Genomic DNA, 17,727 nt, shown 5'->3' on the forward strand with positions numbered 1-17,727 from the left:
CGGGCCGCTCGGCCCGCCCCTCGGGCGGTCACGTCAGCTTCAGGGCCGCCGCCATTTTGCCGAGCTGCTCGAACGACCCGGTGCCGGCCACGACCGTCGTCGCGCCCTCCATGTCGTCGGTGCCGTGCAGCACCAGCGCGTCGTACCGGCCGCCCGTGTACCGCGTCCAGGTCCGGCCGCCGATCTCCTCGGTCCGCTCGGTCGCCCGCGCGCCCTGGCTGGCGTCGTGGATGAACGTGGCCGGCTTCTTCGTGGACTGCTCGATCGCCACGTACTCGCCGTCCGGGGCGCTGAACCCGAGGTGCCAGGCGTCGGAGTCGTCACCCCGGAAGCGCACGGAGGTCGGCTTCCAGTCCTCGGACAGCCCCTCGGGCGCGGCCACCGGGTAGGACGCGGCGCGCTGCGCGGTGAGCAGCTCGACCCGGTAGTCGACCCGCTTGACGTCCGGTTCGCCGTCGTCGTGCGGGATGAAGATCCAGATCACGCCCGCCGCGAGGACGATGACCCCGAGGGACAGAATCATGTCCCGGGCCGACTTCTGCTTGCCTTTCATACCTGCCACGCCCCCTATCGTCGCAGGTGCCTGATCCGCTCATACGTGGGGTCCCCTGCTCATTTTGTCGGACTGACGATAGAGTCGTGGCCATACCCTCATCCGGCCGTCGTCGTATCAGAAAGGTGCGTTCCGATGACCGAGCATCATCTCCCGTCCGAGCTGGACGTCCCCTCGGAGGCCCCCGACCGCAACCTCGCCATGGAGCTCGTGCGGGTCACCGAGGCCGCGGCGATGGCCGCCGGCCGCTGGGTCGGGCGCGGTGACAAGAACGGCGCCGACGGTGCCGCGGTGCGCGCCATGCGGACCCTCGTCCACACCGTCTCGATGAACGGCGTCGTCGTCATCGGCGAGGGCGAGAAGGACGAGGCCCCGATGCTCTTCAACGGGGAGCGGGTCGGTGACGGGACCGGGGCCGAGGTCGACATCGCCGTCGACCCGATCGACGGCACGACGCTGACCGCCAACGGCATGACCAACGCGATCGCGGTGCTCGCGGCCGCCGAGCGCGGCTCCATGTTCGACCCGTCCGCAGTCTTCTACATGGACAAGCTGGTCACGGGCCCCGAGGCCGCCGACTTCGTCGACATCAACGCGCCCGTCGCCGTGAACATCCGCCGGATCGCCAAGGCCAAGCGGCGCACGCCCGAGGACGTCACCGTCGTCATCCTCGACCGGCCGCGGCACCAGGGCCTCATCAAGGAGGTCCGGGAGACCGGCGCCCGGATCAAGCTGATCTCCGACGGCGACGTGGCCGGCTCCATCCTGGCGCTGCGCGAGGGTACGGGCATCGACCTGCTGCTCGGCATCGGCGGCACGCCGGAGGGCATCATCTCGGCCTGCGCCGTGAAGTGCCTGGGCGGCACGATCCAGGGCAAGCTGTGGCCCAAGGACGACGAGGAGCGGCAGCGCGCGGTCGACGCGGGGCACGATCTGGACCGGGTGCTCACCACCGACGACCTGGTCTCCGGGGACAACGTCTTCTTCGTGGCGACCGGCATCACCGACGGGGAGCTGCTGCGGGGGGTGCGGTACCGGTCGGAGACGGCGACGACCGACTCGATCGTGATGCGGTCGAAGTCGGGGACGGTGCGGCGGATCGACTCCGAGCATCGGCTGAGCAAGCTGCGGGCGTACAGCGCGGTGGATTTCGACCGGGCGAAGTGACTCCGTCGGGTTCGCGGGGCGCCTAGTGCGTCGGGGGTGCCTGGTGTGTGGCGGCTGCGGCGGCGTCGTGGCTTGTCGCGCAGTTCCCCGCGCCCCTGCTGGTTGGCTGCGGGCCCCCGGCAATAGAAAGCGCCGTCAGTCGCGCCCACGCGGCGGGGCCGCAGATCGGATACAGCCCCGCGCCCCTGCTGGTTGGCTGCGGCCCCGGAATTAGAAGGCGCCGTGGGTCGCGTCCACGATCGGGTACAGCCCCGCGCCCGTTTGGGCGGCTGCGGGCCCCGGCATTAGAAGGCGCCGTCGGTTGCGGCTGCGGGGCGGGCCGCGGGTTGGGCAGGGGCCGTGGGGCCTCCGCGTCGAAGGGGCGCCCTCTGTGCGGAGAGGGTGCCCCTTCGGGTGTCTGTGGGCTAGCCGGCCGCCGCTATGCGGCCCGTCGGGCGGGCGGCCTTCTTGAGTTCGACGTCGCGGCGGCGGCGCCGGGCCAGGACCACGCGGCGTTCGGCGGCGGTGAGGCCGCCCCAGACGCCGTAGGGCTCGGGTTGGAGCAGGGCGTGCTCGCGGCACTCGACCATGACCGGACAGCGCGCGCAGACGCGCTTGGCGGCCTCTTCGCGGGAGAGACGCGCCGCGGTCGGTTCCTTGGAGGGGGCGAAGAACAGTCCGGCCTCGTCGCGCCGGCACACCGCCTCGGTGTGCCAGGGAGCGTCTTGGTCCCTGTCCCGCACGGGCACCCGCTGGGCCGGAACGGCAGCTACCTGCAGGGACGAATGCGGCGGTTGCAGCACGGGTCTACTCCTGACGACGGCTTCGCTAGCGAGAGACGATGCGTCAAGGCTTACCCGTTGTACGCGCGCCTATGCACTGGGTTCGCAACCGCTGCCGGTGCCGCGCTACACGTGCTTGCGCAAACCCTTCTCGACCCGGCGGTGCACCCGGTCGAGGATGTCCGCGACGATCTTTCCGCGCTTGGGACGGGCCTCCACGCTGCCCAGCACGGCCCAGCCGTCGATGTAGATGACGGGGGCCTCCGGCTCGCTGGAGTCGAGGGTGTGGACCTCGAAGCTGCCGAGCACGCTCCCGCCCGCGCCGCGCACCGACACGTTCTCCGGGACGCGCACCTCGACGCTGCCGAAGACGGAGAACGCCTTGATGACCACCTGCTGGTACTCGAAGACCGCCTCGCTGAGGTCGATCTCGACGCTGCCGAAGACCGCGTAGGCGTGGATGCGGCGGTTCGCCCGCCAGCGGCCCTTGCGGACGGCGCTGCTGAAGACCGCGACCACGTTCTCGTCGGGCTCCGCCGGGATGGCGCCGGCGGTGGGGCGGTGGGGGGCCGGGTCGAAGGTGTCCCGGCCGCGGTGGCCGGCGGGCAGGTCCCGCACGAAGACGTCCAGCTCGCCGACCGTCTTGGCGGCCAGCACGCCTTCGACGCGCTCGGCGTGCTCGTCGGCGGTGAGCCGTCCCTCGGCGAGGGCTTCGCGCAGCATGTCGGCGACACGGTCGCGGTCGGCGTCCGAGGCGCGCAGCTCGGAGGTGCGCGGTGCGGCTGGGGCGTGCTTCTGAAGGTCCACGGCAGTAGCGTACCGAAACGCGATAGATCGCGACTAGCCCTGTGGACAACCTTGTCGCGGACCCGGAGCGGCCAACTGAGTCTTACCTCACCCGCTCGGCGTCACGGGCAGGTTTTACGCTGGTTGGCGCTGCCAATGGAGGCCAGCCGTCGTTGCTGAGGAATCCAGCCGCGCGTGATGTCGAGTGAGGAATGGGCGAGATGCCTGAGTTCGCGTACACCGATCTGCTCCCCCAGGGCGAGGACACCACTCCGTACCGGCTGGTGACCGCCGAGGGTGTCTCCACCTTCGAGGCCGACGGGCGGACCTTCCTCAAGGTGGAGCCGGAGGCGCTGCGCAAGCTGGCCGAGGAGGCCATTCACGACATCCAGCACTACCTACGCCCGGCGCACCTGGCGCAGCTGCGCCGCATCGTCGACGACCCCGAGGCGTCCGGCAACGACAAGTTCGTCGCCCTGGACCTGCTGAAGAACGCGAACATCGCGGCGGCGGGCGTGCTGCCGATGTGCCAGGACACCGGCACGGCGATCGTCATGGGCAAGCGCGGCCAGAACGTGCTCACGGCGGGCGGCGACGAGGAGGCCCTGAGCCGGGGCATCTACGACGCGTACAAGAACCTGAACCTGCGCTACTCGCAGATGGCTCCGCTCACCATGTGGGAGGAGAAGAACACCGGCTCCAACCTCCCGGCGCAGATCGAGCTGTACGCGACCGACGGCGGCGCCTACAAGTTCCTCTTCATGGCGAAGGGCGGCGGCTCGGCCAACAAGTCGTTCCTGTACCAGGAGACGAAGGCCGTCCTGAACGAGTCCTCCATGATGAAGTTCCTGGAGGAGAAGATCCGCTCGCTCGGTACGGCCGCCTGCCCGCCGTACCACCTGGCGATCGTGGTCGGCGGCACGTCGGCCGAGTACGCGCTGAAGACCGCGAAGTACGCCTCCGCGCACTACCTGGACGAGATCCCGGCCGAGGGCTCGGCGCTCGGGCACGGCTTCCGGGACAAGGAGCTGGAGGAGAAGGTCTTCGAGCTGACGCAGAGGATCGGCATCGGCGCGCAGTTCGGCGGCAAGTACTTCTGCCACGACGTGCGCGTGGTGCGGCTGCCCCGGCACGGGGCGTCCTGCCCGGTCGCCATCGCCGTGTCCTGCTCGGCCGACCGGCAGGCGGTCGCGAAGATCACCGCCGAGGGCGTCTTCCTGGAGCAGCTGGAGACCGACCCGGCGCGGTTCCTGCCGGAGACCACGGACGAGCACCTGGACGAGGCCTCGGACGTCGTCAAGGTCGACCTCAACCAGCCCATGGACGACATCCTGGCCGAGCTGACCAAGCACCCGGTCAAGACCCGGCTGTCGCTGACCGGTCCGCTGGTCGTGGCCCGCGACATCGCGCACGCCAAGATCAAGGAGCGGCTGGACGCGGGTGAGGAGATGCCGCAGTACCTGAAGGACCACCCGGTGTACTACGCGGGTCCCGCGAAGACGCCGGAGGGGTACGCGTCCGGGTCCTTCGGTCCGACCACCGCCGGGCGCATGGACTCCTACGTGGAGCAGTTCCAGGCGGCGGGCGGCTCCAAGGTGATGCTGGCGAAGGGCAACCGGAGCAAGCAGGTCACCGACGCGTGCGACGCGCACGGCGGTTTCTACCTGGGCTCGATCGGCGGTCCCGCGGCCCGGCTCGCACAGGACTGCATCAAGAAGGTCGAGGTCGTCGAGTACGAGGAGCTGGGCATGGAGGCGGTCTGGAAGATCGAGGTCGAGGACTTCCCGGCGTTCGTCGTGGTGGACGACAAGGGCAACGACTTCTTCCAGGACCCGGCGCCCGCGCCGACGTTCACGACGATTCCGGTCCGGGGTCCGGGGCTGGCGTAGCCCGCCGGAGGGGGCGGCCGAGGGTTTCTTCGCCCCCGCCGCCCCTTCCCGTCCCGTCCCCGGGGGCTGCGCCCCCAGACCCCCGTTCGGCCTGGACGGCCTCGTCCTCAAGCGCCGGACGGGCTGGTCTGTCAGCCCCTCCGGCGTTTGAGGAGCGGGGTCCGGGGCGGAGCCCCGGAGACGGGACGGGAAGGGGCGGCGGGGGCGAATGCGGCCCGGGCCCGGAACATCCGCACCGTCCCGCACGCTGTACCCGGTATGAGCGACTACCGCATCGAGCACGACTCCATGGGCGAGGTCCGCGTGCCCGCCCACGCCAAGTGGCGCGCCCAGACCCAGCGGGCGGTGGAGAACTTCCCCGTCTCCGGGCAGCGCATCGAGCGCGCGCACATCGAGGCGCTCGCGCGGATCAAGGGCGCGGCGGCCAAGGTCAACGCCGAGCTGGGGGTGCTCGACGCGGACGTCGCCGGGGCCATCCGGGAGGCGGCCGCCGAGGTGGCCGAGGGGAAGTGGGACGAGCACTTCCCCGTGGACGTGTTCCAGACCGGGTCCGGGACCTCGTCCAACATGAACACCAACGAGGTCCTCGCGACCCTGGCCACCGAGCGGCTCGGCCGGGACGTGCACCCCAACGACCACGTCAACGCCTCCCAGTCGTCCAACGACGTCTTCCCGTCCTCGATCCACATCGCGGCCACCGCCGCCGTCACCCGCGACCTGATCCCGGCCCTGGACCACCTCGCCGGCGCCCTGGAGCGCAAGGCGCGGGAGTTCGCCGACGTGGTGAAGTCGGGGCGTACGCACCTCATGGACGCCACGCCGGTCACCCTGGGGCAGGAGTTCGGCGGGTACGCGGCCCAGGTGCGGTACGGCATCGAGCGGCTGAACGCGTCCCTCCCCCGCCTCGCCGAGCTGCCGCTGGGCGGCACCGCCGTCGGCACCGGCATCAACACCCCGCCGGGCTTCTCCGCCGCCGTCATCGAGGAGGTGGCCCGCGCGACCGGGCTGCCGCTGACCGAGGCGCGCGACCACTTCGAGGCGCAGGGCGCCCGGGACGGCATCGTCGAGACGAGCGGGCAGCTGCGGACCATCGGCGTCGGGCTGACGAAGATCGCCAACGACCTGCGGTGGATGGCGTCCGGGCCGCGCACCGGACTCGCGGAGATCTCGCTGCCCGACCTCCAGCCGGGATCGTCGATCATGCCGGGCAAGGTCAACCCGGTGATCCCGGAGGCGGTCCTCATGGTCGCCGCCCAGGTCACCGGCAACGACGCGACGGTCGCCGCCGCCGGAGCGGCCGGCAACTTCGAGCTGAACGTCATGCTGCCGGTCATCGCCAAGAACGTACTGGAGTCGGTGCGGCTGCTCGCCAACGTCTCCCGGCTGCTCGCCGACCGGACCGTGGACGGGATCGTCGCGCACCGGGAGCGGGCCCGGGAGTACGCCGAGTCGTCGCCGTCCGTGGTCACGCCGCTCAACAAGTACATCGGGTACGAGGAGGCCGCCAAGGTGGCCAAGAAGGCGCTGGCCGAGCGGAAGACGATCCGTCAGGTCGTGCTGGAGGGCGGATACGTCGAACGCGGCGACCTGACGAACGAACAGCTGGACGAGGCGCTGGACGTGCTGCGGATGACCCGTCCGTGACGGCGCCCGGCGGAACGCGGGGGCGTGCGCCGGCGCACGCTCTCGCGATCTTCGGCGCGGCGATTGGCCATGGCACCTAATATCTCTCCATGGCAGACGGAGAAGCGGTGAGCGCGGCGACGGGGCCGGGAGCGGACGGTCCGGCGGGCCCGGTGGACCACTGGGCTCCCGGCAGCCGGATCCTGTGGCGGTACCGGGAGAACGGCGGACCGCACGTCCACATCGCGCGCCCCGTCACCGTCGTACGGGACGACGCCGAACTGCTCGCCGTGTGGCTGGCGCCCGGCACCGAGTGCGTGAAACCGGTCCTCGCCGACGGCACGCCCGTCCACCTGGAACCGCTGGCCACGCGGTACACCAAGCCGCGCACCGTGCAGCGCGACCGGTGGTTCGGCACGGGTGTGCTGAAGCTGGCGCGGCCCGGCGAGGCGTGGTCGGTGTGGCTGTTCTGGGACCCGGGCTGGCAGTTCAAGAACTGGTACGTGAACCTGGAGGAGCCGCTGGCCCGTTGGGAGGGCGGGGTCGACTCGGAGGACCACTTCCTGGACATCTCGGTCCACCCCGACCGCAGCTGGCACTGGCGGGACGAGGACGAGTTCGCGCAGGCCCAGCGGGACCGGCTGATGGACCCGGCACTGGCCGGGCGGGTGCGCCGGGCGAGCCGGGCCGCGGTCGCGGAGATCCGTGCCTGGGGGTCCCCGTTCGCCGACGGCTGGGAGCACTGGCGCCCCGATCCGGCGTGGCCGGTGCCGCCCCTGCCGGGCGACTGGGATCGCACGCCCGCGCACGTCTCCTCATGAGACCCTTGATGTGCCCCCCGGCAGGAAACGTAGGATCGTCCTCCGCAAAGAGCGCGGCAACGGCAACCGGCGGAGCGTGCGCTGTGCTTGACCGATCGTCACCGAGGGGCGGCAGGACGTGAGCGAGGGGTACGAGGGCAACACGCAGACGGACCGCGGACGGTCCGCCGGTGACACAGGAACAGCCTCTGACCACGCGGGAACCCCGTTCCTTGGGCACGGATTGCGGGTATCGGGATTTCTGCGGGACGAACTGCACGCGCCGCGCGCAGTCCCGGACGGATGGATTCGACACGCGTGACGGAGCACCCGACCTCCTTCGACCGCCCCTCGACGGGCGCCGACCCCACGGATCCCCGCGGGGCGCTCCTGCGTACCCCCGTGCCGCCGCGGGCCTCCGGGTCCGCGTTACCGGCTCAGGGGGCCGCCGGTCAGACGCCGCCCGTCGCGGGCGAGGACGCCCCGGGGGCCTTCGAGCACTCCCAGCCGGGCGCCGAGCAGGCCGCCGAGCCGGACACGCACCGGCCGCGGCCCGCGTCCGAGGGCGTCCCGGCCCAGCCGGACGGCGGGCAGCCGGGCGGTGCGCCGTCGGGCGACACTTCCTCGACGGGCGGTGTCCCGGGCGGCGTGACCTCGGACGGGGTGGCCGCGGGCGGCGCGTCCGCGAGCGGCGGGCAGGCCGGTGTCGTACAGCCGGGTTCGGGGGCGCCGGCCGGTGCCGGGGGCCCGGGCCGCCTTGACGCGCCGTCGGAGCCGGACCGGCGTACCGGGCAGCCCACCGCGCCCGGCCGGCCCACGCCCATGCGGCGGGACGGGGACCGGCTGCGGTTCGTGGGCGCCGCGACCCGGCGGATCGCCCGGGGCATGGACCTCGACGAGATCGTGATGGGGCTGTGCCGGGCCACCGTGCCCACCTTCGCGGACGCCATCCTGGTCTATCTGCGCGAGCCGCTGCCGGTCGGCGACGAGCGGCCCACCGGCCCCCTGGTCCTGCGGCTGCGGCGCACCGACCGCATACCGGCCGAGCGGGACACCGAGGGCGGTTTCACCCCCGCGCCCCAGCCGGAGCCGTCGGAGCTGGAGACGGTCGGCGCCGAGCTGTGCGAGGTGCGGCCGGGCAGCGCGCTGGCCGAGGTGCTGCGGGGGGTGCGCCCGGTGTTCACGGACACGCCCGCCGCCCGCGCCGCGCTGCCGGAACTGCTGGGCGAGGAGCGGGACTTCGCGCTGCCCGACGGCCGCAGGGCGATCCTCGCCCCGTTGCGCGGACGGCGCCGGGTGATCGGCGCCGCGCTGTTCCTGCGCGGTCCGGAGCGCATCGCCTTCGAGGCCGACGACCTGCTGGTGGCGGCGCAGCTCGCCACGCACAGCGCGCTGGGCATCGACAAGGCCGTGCTGTACGGGCGTGAGGCGTACATCGCCGACGAGTTGCAGCGCACGATGCTCCCGGAGAACCTGCCGCGCTGCACCGGCGTGCGGCTGGCCTCCCGCTATCTCCCGGCCGCCGAGACCGCGCGGGTCGGCGGCGACTGGTACGACGCCATTCCGCTGCCGGGCAGCCGGGTCGCGCTGGTCGTCGGGGACGTGATGGGCCACTCCATGACGTCGGCGGCCATCATGGGCCAGCTGCGGACCACGGCGCAGACCCTGGCCGGCCTGGACCTGCCGCCGCAGGAGGTGCTGCACCACCTGGACGAGCAGGCGCAGCGGCTGGGCACCGACCGGATGGCGACCTGCCTGTACGCGGTGTACGACCCGGTCGCGCACCGCATCACCGTCGCCAACGCCGGCCACCCGCCGCCCGTCCTGCTGCACCTGGGCGGCCATGCCGAGGTGCTGCGGGTGCCGGCCGGCGCCCCGATCGGGGTGGGCGGCGTGGACTTCGAGGCCGTGGAGCTGGACGCCCCGGCGGGCGCGACCCTGCTCCTGTACACGGACGGGCTGGTCGAGTCCCGGCTGCGGGACGTGTGGACCGGCATAGAGCAGCTGCGGGAGCGGCTGGCGGCGACCGCGCAGCTCACCGGTCCCGACCATCCGCCGCCCCTGGAAGCCCTGTGCGACGAGGTGCTCGACATGCTCGGCCCGGGCGACCGGGACGACGACATCGCGCTGCTCGCCGCCCGCTTCGACGGCATCGCGCCCAGCGACGTGGCGTACTGGTTCCTGGATCCGGAGGACGCGGCCCCCGGTAAGGCCCGCCGGCTGGCCCGGCGTGCGCTCGCCCGCTGGGGCATGGAGGACCTCACGGACGCCGTGGAGCTGCTCGTCAGCGAGGTCGTGACCAACGCGGTGCGGTACGCGTCGAAACCGGTCACCCTGCGGCTGCTGCGCACGGACGTGCTGCGCTGCGAGGTCGGCGACGACGTGCCGCAGCTGCCCCGGCTGCGCCAGGCCCGCGCCACCGACGAGGGCGGCCGCGGACTGTACCTGGTGAACCGGCTGGCCCGGCGCTGGGGCGCGACGCGGCTGAGCACCGGCAAGGTGGTGTGGTTCGAGCTGAACCGCGGCTGAGTCCGAGGAACGGCGAACACGCGCGAAGGGGCGCCCGGTGAGCACCGGGCGCCCCTTCGCGTGTTTCCGCGACTCGCTGACGGTCTACGGCAGCCGGTCCCCGCCGGGGAACTCGGGCTCCCCCGACTCGGTGGACCCGCCGCCGTCCGGCGGTGGCTCGGTGGACGGGCTGTTCGACGGCGAGTTCGTCGGCGACTCGGGCGGTTCCTGGGTCGTCGGGCCGGTCGACGGGGGTGCCTCGGTCGTCGGGTCCTTGGAGGGGGGCGGCGCCTCGGTCGTCTCCTCCCGGGTCGGCGACTCGCTCGGCGACTGGGAGGTGGTCGGCGACTTGCTGGGCTTCACGGCGGCGCCCTGCTTGGTGTCCAGGTCGAACTTGGTGACCTCGTCCATGACGCCGAAGGTGTACGCGGCCCAGATCTCCGCCGGGGGGCCACCACCGTTGACGCGGTAGTCGACGCCGGCGGCCTTGTACATCGGCACGTGGTCCTGGGTCTTGTCGTCCTCGCCGAACAGGCCGACCGAGGTGACCAGGCCGGGGGTGAAGCCGGTGAACCAGGCCGACAGGTTGTCGTCGGACGTACCGGTCTTGCCGGCCACCTGCTGTCCGTCCCGCAGCGGGTTCTCCCGTACGGACCTCTTGGCCGTACCGTCGTCGACCACGCCGGTGAGCACGGAGGTCACGGTGTCGGCGGCCTCCCGGCTGATGACCTGCTCGCCGACGGGGTCGGGCATCTCGATCGTGCGGTCCTTGTGCTCGACCGACTTCACGATCGCCGGGGTGACCTTCTTGCCGTGGTTGTCGAGGGTGGCGTAGACGCCGGCCATCTCCATCGGGCTGGCGCCCATACTGCCCAGGGTCTGCGCGGGGACGGGGTCGTCGCCCTCGGTGTCCATGCCGAGGTCGGCCGCGACCTTCATGACCTCGGTCATGCCGACGTCGATGCCCATCTGCGCGAAGACGGAGTTGACGGACTTGTTCATCGCCTCCTGGACGTCGATGTCGCCGTAGTCGACGTCGTCCTCGTTGGGCGGTGCGAAGCCGACCTTCTGGTCCCCGTCCATCGCTGGGCGCTTGCTGTCGCCGTTGTAGATCGTGTTGGCCGTGATCGGCACGCCGTCCTGGGTCTCCGCGTCGTGGTCGACGGCGGCGGCGAGGATCACCGGCTTGAAGGTGGAGGCGGGCTGGTAGTCGTCGCGGGTGGCGTTGTTGGTGTAGTGCTTCAGGTAGTTCACGCCGCCGTACATCGCGACGACGGAGCCCGTCTTCGGGTCGACGGAGACGGCACCGGCCTGGACGTCCGCGTCGACCTTGCGCTTGTCGGGGTCCAGCTTGCTGGTGAGCTTCTCCTTGACCGCCTCCTCCAGCGCGGCCTGCTTCTTCTTGTCGACGTTGAGGGTGACGGTGTAGCCACCGAGGTCCACCAGGGCCTTGGCCTGCTCCATGTCCTCGGCGGCACCCTGCGCGACGAGCTGCTTCTTGAGCGCGGAGTTGGCCGCGTCCACCAGGTAGCCGGTCTGGCCGTCCATGCCGGCGGCGGCCTTGGGCTCCTTGGGCGTCGGGAACTTCATGCCCTGCCGGTCGCCCGAGTTCAGCCACTTCTGCTCGACCATGTTGTCCAGGACGTAGTTCCAGCGCTCCTGGACGCGCTTCTTGCCGGCCTCGCTGGCGATCGCCCAGTCGTACTGGTTCGGCGCCTGGAGCAGCGCGGAGAGGTACGCGCCCTGCTCGACCGTCAGGTCCTCGGCGTCGACGCGGTAGTAGGCCTGGGCGGCGGCCTGGATGCCGTAGGCGCCGCGGCCGTAGTAGCTGGTGTTGATGTAGCCGGCGAGGATGTAGTCCTTGGACTTCTCCCGGTCCAGCTTCAGCGAGATGACCAGTTCCTTCAGCTTGCGCGAGACCGTCTGGTCCTGGGTCAGGTAGTAGTTCTTGACGTACTGCTGGGTGATCGTCGAACCGCCCTGCGCGCCCTTGCCGGAGAGGGTGTTGAGCACACCGCGCGCGGTGCCCTTCAGGTCGACGCCCGCGTCCTTGTAGAACGTCTTGTTCTCGGCGGCGACGAAGGTCCGCTGGACGTCCTTGGGGATCTTGGCGAGGTCGACGATCTCACGGTTGCGCTCGCCGGTGCGGGCCATGATGCTGCCGTCGCTGTACTTGTAGACGTTGCTCTGCAACTCGGCATCGGGGTTGCCCTCGGGGATGTCGATCATCATGTACAGCACGATGAAGGCGCCCATGCCGAGCAGGCAGAGGCCGAAGAAGGTGCCGAGGATCTTCTTCCACGTGAACAGCCGGCGTATCCGGCCCTTCCCGCCCGCGCCCTGGGCCGCACCCGACGAACGGCGGCGTTTCGGCGCCGCGCGGCGTCCACCGCGCTGTCGCGCTTTTCTCTCTTCCGCTCGTCCCATGGGTCCGATCCGCTCCGCTTCGGTCATCTGTGGGCACGCCTCGCTCACGTGTCACACAGGTTCGTCGCTCAGGTCAGCTCAGAAAGCTAACACCGGGAGATGTGACAAACGGCAACCGATCCGGCCTTGTACGGACGTGAGAATCAGCACCCGTTCCACAGGAACCGACGTACGAGAGGGGTTCAAGGTTGTGATCGGCGGGTAAAGTGATATCACTTAGTGAGCAAAGAGAGAACGGGAGACCACCCATGTCCACGCACGATGCCCCGCAGGTCACCGCCGATGTGCCCGAGATGCCGACACCCCGGGTGCGCGAGAACCAGGCACACAGCATCGGCGGCGGCTTCGCGCTGCTGCTGGGGCTGGTCGGGCTGCTGGTCGGCGCCGGCCTGATCGTCACCGCGACCGCGGTCGCCTCCACCGGCGGGAAGGCGGCGCTGATCATCGCGGGCATCGTGATCGCCCTGGCCGCCTTCCTCGCGATGTGCGGGCTGAACATGGTGGCGCCGGGCGAGGCCCGCGTGGTGCAGCTCTTCGGGCGCTACCGGGGGACGATCCGGCAGGACGGCCTGCGCTGGGTCAACCCCTTCACCTCCCGCACCAAGATCTCGACGCGGGTGCGCAACCACGAGACGGCCGTCCTGAAGGTCAACGACGCCTACGGCAACCCGATCGAGCTGGCGGCGGTCGTGGTGTGGCGGGTGGAGGACACCGCGCAGGCCACGTTCGAGGTGGACGACTACATCGAGTTCGTCTCCACCCAGACCGAGGCGGCCGTGCGGCACATCGCCATCGAGTACCCCTACGACGCCCACGACGAGGACGGCCTCTCGCTGCGCGGCAACGCCGAGGAGATCACCGAGAAGCTCGCCGTCGAGCTGCACGCGCGCGTGGAGGCGGCCGGGGTGCAGATCATCGAGTCCCGCTTCACGCACCTCGCGTACGCGCCGGAGATCGCCTCGGCGATGCTCCAGCGCCAGCAGGCCGGCGCGGTGGTCGCGGCGCGGCGGCAGATCGTGGACGGCGCGGTCGGCATGGTCGAGGCGGCGCTCGCCCGGATCAGCGAGCAGGGCATCGTGGAGATGGACGACGAACGCAAGGCGGCGATGGTGTCCAACCTGATGGTCGTGCTCTGCGGGGACCGCGCCGCCCAGCCGGTCCTGAACACGGGGACGCTCTACCAGTGACCACCCCGCCCGAGGGTTCCGCGCCGTCCGAGGACCCGGCACCGGCGCGTCGGCCGCGGCAGCGCAAGCAGGTGCTGCTGCGGCTCGACCCGCAGGTGTACGAGGCACTGGCCCGCTGGGCGGGCGACGAACTGCGCTCGGCCAACGCCCAGATCGAGTTCCTGCTCCGCAGGGCGCTGGCGGAGGCCGGCCGGCTGCCCGGCGACACCGGGCCACTGCCGCGCCGCGGCCGCCCGCCGAGGGGCGGCGGCCCGGGGGCCGCGCCACCACCGTGACCGCACCGCGCGGGCCGCACCACCGCAGCGATGCGGAGGTGCGGCCTCCGTCGTAGCGGAACCGTGACAATCGCCTCCGACCTGCGGCGCCGTGGCCTTGGTGAACGCCTCGCCACGACCTCTGCACGGTGCGTATACATAGGGCGTATACACCGTGTGTAGAGTGCTCCGCATGTCCATCGGTCACACCCTCCTGGGGCTCCTTGAGTCCGGGCCGCGCCACGGTTACGACCTCAAGCGCGCCTTCGACGAGAAGTTCGGTCACGACCGGCCGCTGCACTACGGCCAGGTCTACTCGACGATGTCCCGCCTGCTGAAGAACGGCCTCGTGGTGGTCGACGGCATCGAGGCGGGCGGCGGTCCCGAGCGCAAGCGGTACGCGATCACCGACGAGGGGATCACCGACGTACAGCGGTGGCTCGCCACGCCGGAGAAGCCCGAGCCGTACCTCCAGTCGACGCTGTACACCAAGGTCGTCCTCGCGCTGCTCACCCACCGCGACGCCGCCGACATCCTCGACACCCAGCGTTCGGAGCACCTGCGCAGCATGCGCATCCTCACCGACCGCAAGCGCAAGGGCGATCTCGCCGACCAGCTCATCTGCGACCACGCCCTGTTCCATCTCGAGGCCGACCTGCGCTGGCTGGAACTGACCGCCGCGCGCCTCGACAAGCTCCGTGAGGCGGTAACCCGATGACTCCCCCCGCAGGCTCCCTGCTCTCGGCGGACCAGCTCCGCAAGGCCTACGGCCCCACCCTCGCCCTCGACGGCGCCGAGTTCTCCATCCACCCCGGCGAGGTCGTCGCCGTGATGGGCCCCTCCGGGTCCGGCAAGTCCACGCTGCTGCACTGCCTCGCCGGCATCGTGACGCCCGACTCCGGGACGATCACGTACAACGGTCGGGAGCTGTCGGCGATGTCCGACGCCCAGCGCAGTGCGCTGCGCCGCTCGGACTTCGGGTTCGTGTTCCAGTTCGGCCAGTTGGTGCCGGAGCTGACCTGTGTCGAGAACGTCGCGCTGCCGCTGCGCCTGAACGGCACCTCCCGCAAGGAGGCCGAGCGGGCCGCGCTGACCTGGATGGAGCGGCTGGAGGTCGACGACCTCAGGAAGAAGCGGCCCGGCGAGGTCTCCGGTGGCCAGGGGCAGCGGGTCGCGGTGGCGCGCTCGCTGGTCACCAACCCGCGGGTGCTCTTCGCGGACGAGCCGACCGGCGCGCTGGACTCCCTCAACGGCGAGCGCGTGATGGAGCTCCTCACGGACGCCGCCCGCTCCACCAACGCCGCGGTCGTGCTGGTCACGCACGAGGCACGGGTGGCCGCCTACTCCGACCGCGAGATCGTCGTACGGGACGGCAAGTCCAGGGACATGGAGCGGGTCGTATGAGCGTGCGCCAGTGGGCGGCCGACCTGACGCTGGGCGTCCGCTTCGCCTTCACCGGCGGCCGCGAGGGCTGGACCCGGGCCGTGCTGACCGCCGTCGGCGTCGGGCTCGGCGTGGCCCTGCTCCTGCTGACGACGGCGATCCCGAACGCGCTCTCCGTCCGGCACGAGCGGGAGGCGGCGCGCTCCGACATCGCCTTCGCCATCGACACGATGCCGAAGGCGAACGACACACTCGTGGTCGCCGACCTCGACGAGGACTTCCGCGACGACACCGTCCGGGGCCGGGCCCTGGAGCCCGAGGGGCCGCGGGCACCGCTGCCGCCGGGAGTGGACAAGTTCCCGGCCGTGGGCGAGATGGTGGTCTCCCCCGCGCTGAAGAAGCTGCTGGAGTCGGACTCCGGCGCGCTGCTGCGCGAGCGGCTGGCGGACCGGATCGTCGGCACGATCGGGGAGAGCGGGCTGATCGGCTCGGCCGAACTCGCCTACTACCGGGGCGCGGAAGGGCTCGCCGAGCACATCACCCCGGGCCGGGTCGAGCGCGTCGACCGGTTCGGCGACCCGGAGCCGGGCGAGGAGCAGTCCGACCCGGTGCTGCTCCTGCTGATCCTCGTCGTCTTCGTGGTGCTGCTGATGCCGGTCGCGGTGTTCATCGCCGCCGCCGTGCGGTTCGGCGGCGAGCGGCGGGACCGGCGGCTCGCGGCGCTGCGGCTGGTGGGCTCCGACAGCCGCATGACCCGGCGCATCGCCGCCGGTGAGGCCCTGGCCGGCGCGGTGCTCGGGCTGCTCTTCGGCGCCGGGTTCTTCATGGTCGGGCGGCAACTGGCGGGCAGCGCCGAGGTGTTCCGCATCAGCGTGTTCCCCAGCTATCTCAATCCCTCGCCGCTGCTGGCCCTGCTGGTCGCGGTGGCGGTCCCGGCGGCGGCGGTGCTGGTGACGCTGTTCGCGCTGCGCGGGGTGGTGATCGAGCCGCTCGGCGTGGTGCGCGCGGGCCGGCCGGCCCGGCGCCAGCTGTGGTGGCGGCTGATCCTGCCGCTGGCCGGCCTGGCGATGCTCTACCCGATGATCGGCAACGGCCGCGAGAACGGCGACTTCAACCAGTACCTGGTGACCGGTGGTGTCGTCCTGCTCCTGGTGGGCGTGACCGCGCTGCTGCCGTGGGTCGTGGAGAGCACCGTCGCCCGGCTCGGCTCCGGCGGCGTGGCCTGGCAGCTGGCCGTGCGCAGGTTGCAGCTGAGCAGCGGTACGGCCGCCCGTATGGTCAACGGCATCGCGGTGGCCGTCGCCGGGGCGATCGCGCTTCAGATGCTGTTCGCCGGGGTGGACGACGACTACACCAAGTCCACCGGGCAGGACGTGTCGCGGGCGCAGATGGAGGCGCAGCTGCCGACCGGGGTCCCGATCGCCCCGGCGGCCGAGAAGTACCGCGACACCAAGGGCGTGGCGGCGGTCTACGCCTACTCCGAGGGCTATCTGGGCAGCAGTGCCCAGGACCCGGACCACGGCTCGACGGTCACCGTGGGCGACTGCGCGTCGCTGCGGGAGGTCGCCAGGCTGACCTCGTGCGCGGACGGGGACGTGTTCGCCGTGCACGGTGCCGAGTGGGACACCGGGGAGGACATGGCGAAGCTCGCCGCGCCCGGCCGGAAGCTGTACGCGGACCCGTCCTACGAGGGCGGCCCGAAGAGCCTGGAGATCCCCTGGACGGTGCCGCAGGGCATCAAGAAGGCCAAGCCCCGGCCGAGTCTGGTGGGCGGGATCGACACGGGAGGCTTCCTGATCACGCCGAAGGCACTGCCGGACGCACTCGTGCCGGCGCTGGACGGGCACGCCTACCTCAAGCTGGACGAGTCGGTGCCCGACGTGCACGAGCTGGTGCGCAACACCACGACCGGCATCGACCCGCTGGCGTCCACCGTGACCTGGGCGGCGACGGAGCGGACGGACCGGTTCGACGCCATCCGCACCGGTCTGTTCGTCGGCGCGGCGTGTGTGCTGGCCCTGATCGGCGCCAGTCTGCTGGTCTCGCAGCTGGAGCAGCTGCGCGAGCGCAAGAAGCTGCTGTCGGCGCTGGTCGCCTTCGGCACCCGGCGCCGCACGCTCAGCCTGTCGGTCCTGTGGCAGACGGCGATCCCGATCGTGCTCGGCCTGCTCCTCGCCTCCGCGGTGGGCCTGGCCCTGGGCACGGTGCTGCTGAAGATGACGAGCACCCCGGTGCACGTCGACTGGACCGGCGTCCTGTCCATGACCGGCATCGGTGCCGCGGTCGTCCTGGTGGTGACGCTGTGCAGCCTGCCGCCGCTGCTGCGGCTGATGCGGCCGGAGGGGCTGCGCACGGAGTAACCCGCCCGGGCGTCGCCGAGGGGCCGAGG

The 17,727-nt window shown here is 71.6% G+C and carries 14 protein-coding genes; 10 read left to right on the forward strand and 4 right to left on the reverse strand.

From position 1 onward, the window contains the following. Positions 1–28 precede the first annotated feature (28 nt). The gene (locus B9W62_RS13735) at positions 29–553 is read right to left on the reverse strand and encodes a DUF4245 domain-containing protein (protein WP_087807459.1); all 525 of its coding nucleotides are present in this window, start codon (positions 551–553) and stop codon (positions 29–31) included. A gap of 135 nt (positions 554–688) precedes the next feature. Here B9W62_RS13735 and glpX point away from each other — a divergent pair, with 135 nt between their 5' ends. Next, positions 689–1,720: a class II fructose-bisphosphatase gene (glpX, locus tag B9W62_RS13740; protein WP_087807460.1), complete on the forward strand. Its 1,032-nt coding sequence runs from the start codon at positions 689–691 to the stop codon at positions 1,718–1,720. Positions 1,721–2,124: 404 nt separating this feature from the next. On the opposite strand, the gene B9W62_RS13745 is transcribed toward glpX, so the two are convergent. Further along, positions 2,125–2,502: a WhiB family transcriptional regulator gene (locus tag B9W62_RS13745; protein WP_087807461.1), complete on the reverse strand. Its 378-nt coding sequence runs from the start codon at positions 2,500–2,502 to the stop codon at positions 2,125–2,127. A gap of 105 nt (positions 2,503–2,607) precedes the next feature. Then, a complete protein-coding gene (locus B9W62_RS13750) occupies positions 2,608–3,288 on the reverse strand; it encodes a DUF1707 SHOCT-like domain-containing protein (RefSeq protein WP_087807462.1) in 681 nt (226 codons plus the stop codon). 200 nt (positions 3,289–3,488) lie between these two features. Between B9W62_RS13750 and B9W62_RS13755 the strand changes: the two genes are divergently transcribed. From B9W62_RS13755 to B9W62_RS13770, 4 genes are all read left to right on the forward strand, one after another. Then, positions 3,489–5,156 (forward strand): fumarate hydratase, encoded by a 1,668-nt coding sequence (locus B9W62_RS13755; protein ID WP_179235477.1) that lies wholly within the window; start codon positions 3,489–3,491, stop codon positions 5,154–5,156. Positions 5,157–5,414: 258 nt separating this feature from the next. Further along, positions 5,415–6,800, forward strand: a complete 1,386-nt coding sequence (locus B9W62_RS13760) for a class II fumarate hydratase (RefSeq protein WP_087807464.1) — start codon at positions 5,415–5,417, stop codon at positions 6,798–6,800. 89 nt (positions 6,801–6,889) lie between these two features. Next, on the forward strand, positions 6,890–7,600 hold the full coding sequence (locus tag B9W62_RS13765; RefSeq protein ID WP_087807465.1) for a cytidylyl-2-hydroxypropylphosphonate hydrolase: 711 nt from the start codon (positions 6,890–6,892) through the stop codon (positions 7,598–7,600). 297 nt (positions 7,601–7,897) lie between these two features. Beyond that, on the forward strand, positions 7,898–10,108 hold the full coding sequence (locus tag B9W62_RS13770; RefSeq protein WP_087807466.1) for a SpoIIE family protein phosphatase: 2,211 nt from the start codon (positions 7,898–7,900) through the stop codon (positions 10,106–10,108). 84 nt (positions 10,109–10,192) lie between these two features. Here B9W62_RS13770 and B9W62_RS13775 read toward each other — a convergent pair whose 3' ends face one another. Beyond that, positions 10,193–12,514 (reverse strand): transglycosylase domain-containing protein, encoded by a 2,322-nt coding sequence (locus B9W62_RS13775; RefSeq protein ID WP_179235479.1) that lies wholly within the window; start codon positions 12,512–12,514, stop codon positions 10,193–10,195. 248 nt (positions 12,515–12,762) lie between these two features. Here B9W62_RS13775 and B9W62_RS13780 point away from each other — a divergent pair, with 248 nt between their 5' ends. The 5 genes from B9W62_RS13780 (at position 12,763) to B9W62_RS13800 (ending at position 17,698) form a co-directional block, all read left to right on the forward strand. Further along, positions 12,763–13,701, forward strand: coding sequence for an SPFH domain-containing protein (locus B9W62_RS13780; RefSeq protein WP_087807467.1), 939 nt, complete (start codon positions 12,763–12,765; stop codon positions 13,699–13,701). Next, positions 13,698–13,976: a type II toxin-antitoxin system antitoxin gene (locus tag B9W62_RS13785; RefSeq protein WP_087807468.1), complete on the forward strand. Its 279-nt coding sequence runs from the start codon at positions 13,698–13,700 to the stop codon at positions 13,974–13,976. Before B9W62_RS13780 ends, B9W62_RS13785 begins: the two co-directional genes overlap by 4 nt. A gap of 172 nt (positions 13,977–14,148) precedes the next feature. Then, positions 14,149–14,673: a PadR family transcriptional regulator gene (locus B9W62_RS13790; protein ID WP_003973941.1), complete on the forward strand. Its 525-nt coding sequence runs from the start codon at positions 14,149–14,151 to the stop codon at positions 14,671–14,673. Then, the gene (locus B9W62_RS13795; protein WP_061442757.1) at positions 14,670–15,359 is read left to right on the forward strand and encodes an ABC transporter ATP-binding protein; all 690 of its coding nucleotides are present in this window, start codon (positions 14,670–14,672) and stop codon (positions 15,357–15,359) included. The genes B9W62_RS13790 and B9W62_RS13795 overlap by 4 nt, the downstream gene beginning before the upstream one ends. Further along, complete coding sequence (locus B9W62_RS13800; RefSeq protein WP_179235480.1) at positions 15,356–17,698, forward strand: ABC transporter permease; 2,343 nt, start codon at positions 15,356–15,358, stop codon at positions 17,696–17,698. Before B9W62_RS13795 ends, B9W62_RS13800 begins: the two co-directional genes overlap by 4 nt. The last annotated feature ends 29 nt before the right edge of the window (positions 17,699–17,727 follow it).

This window comes from Streptomyces sp. CS113 (assembly GCF_002188365.1).
Classification (GTDB): domain Bacteria; phylum Actinomycetota; class Actinomycetes; order Streptomycetales; family Streptomycetaceae; genus Streptomyces; species Streptomyces tendae.

Excerpts from the sequence above, each read along its gene's own strand:
- B9W62_RS13795 (WP_061442757.1), top strand. The coding sequence starts at position 14,670 with ATGACTCCCCCCGCAGGCTCCCTGCTCTCGGCGGACCAGCTCCGCAAG.
- B9W62_RS13760 (WP_087807464.1), top strand. The coding sequence starts at position 5,415 with ATGAGCGACTACCGCATCGAGCACGACTCCATGGGCGAGGTCCGCGTG.
- glpX (WP_087807460.1), top strand. The coding sequence starts at position 689 with ATGACCGAGCATCATCTCCCGTCCGAGCTGGACGTCCCCTCGGAGGCC.
- B9W62_RS13780 (WP_087807467.1), top strand. The coding sequence starts at position 12,763 with ATGTCCACGCACGATGCCCCGCAGGTCACCGCCGATGTGCCCGAGATG.
- B9W62_RS13735 (WP_087807459.1), bottom strand. The coding sequence starts at position 553 with ATGAAAGGCAAGCAGAAGTCGGCCCGGGACATGATTCTGTCCCTCGGG.
- B9W62_RS13755 (WP_179235477.1), top strand. The coding sequence starts at position 3,489 with ATGCCTGAGTTCGCGTACACCGATCTGCTCCCCCAGGGCGAGGACACC.
- B9W62_RS13790 (WP_003973941.1), top strand. The coding sequence starts at position 14,149 with ATGTCCATCGGTCACACCCTCCTGGGGCTCCTTGAGTCCGGGCCGCGC.
- B9W62_RS13775 (WP_179235479.1), bottom strand. The coding sequence starts at position 12,514 with ATGGGACGAGCGGAAGAGAGAAAAGCGCGACAGCGCGGTGGACGCCGC.
- B9W62_RS13765 (WP_087807465.1), top strand. The coding sequence starts at position 6,890 with ATGGCAGACGGAGAAGCGGTGAGCGCGGCGACGGGGCCGGGAGCGGAC.
- B9W62_RS13800 (WP_179235480.1), top strand. The coding sequence starts at position 15,356 with ATGAGCGTGCGCCAGTGGGCGGCCGACCTGACGCTGGGCGTCCGCTTC.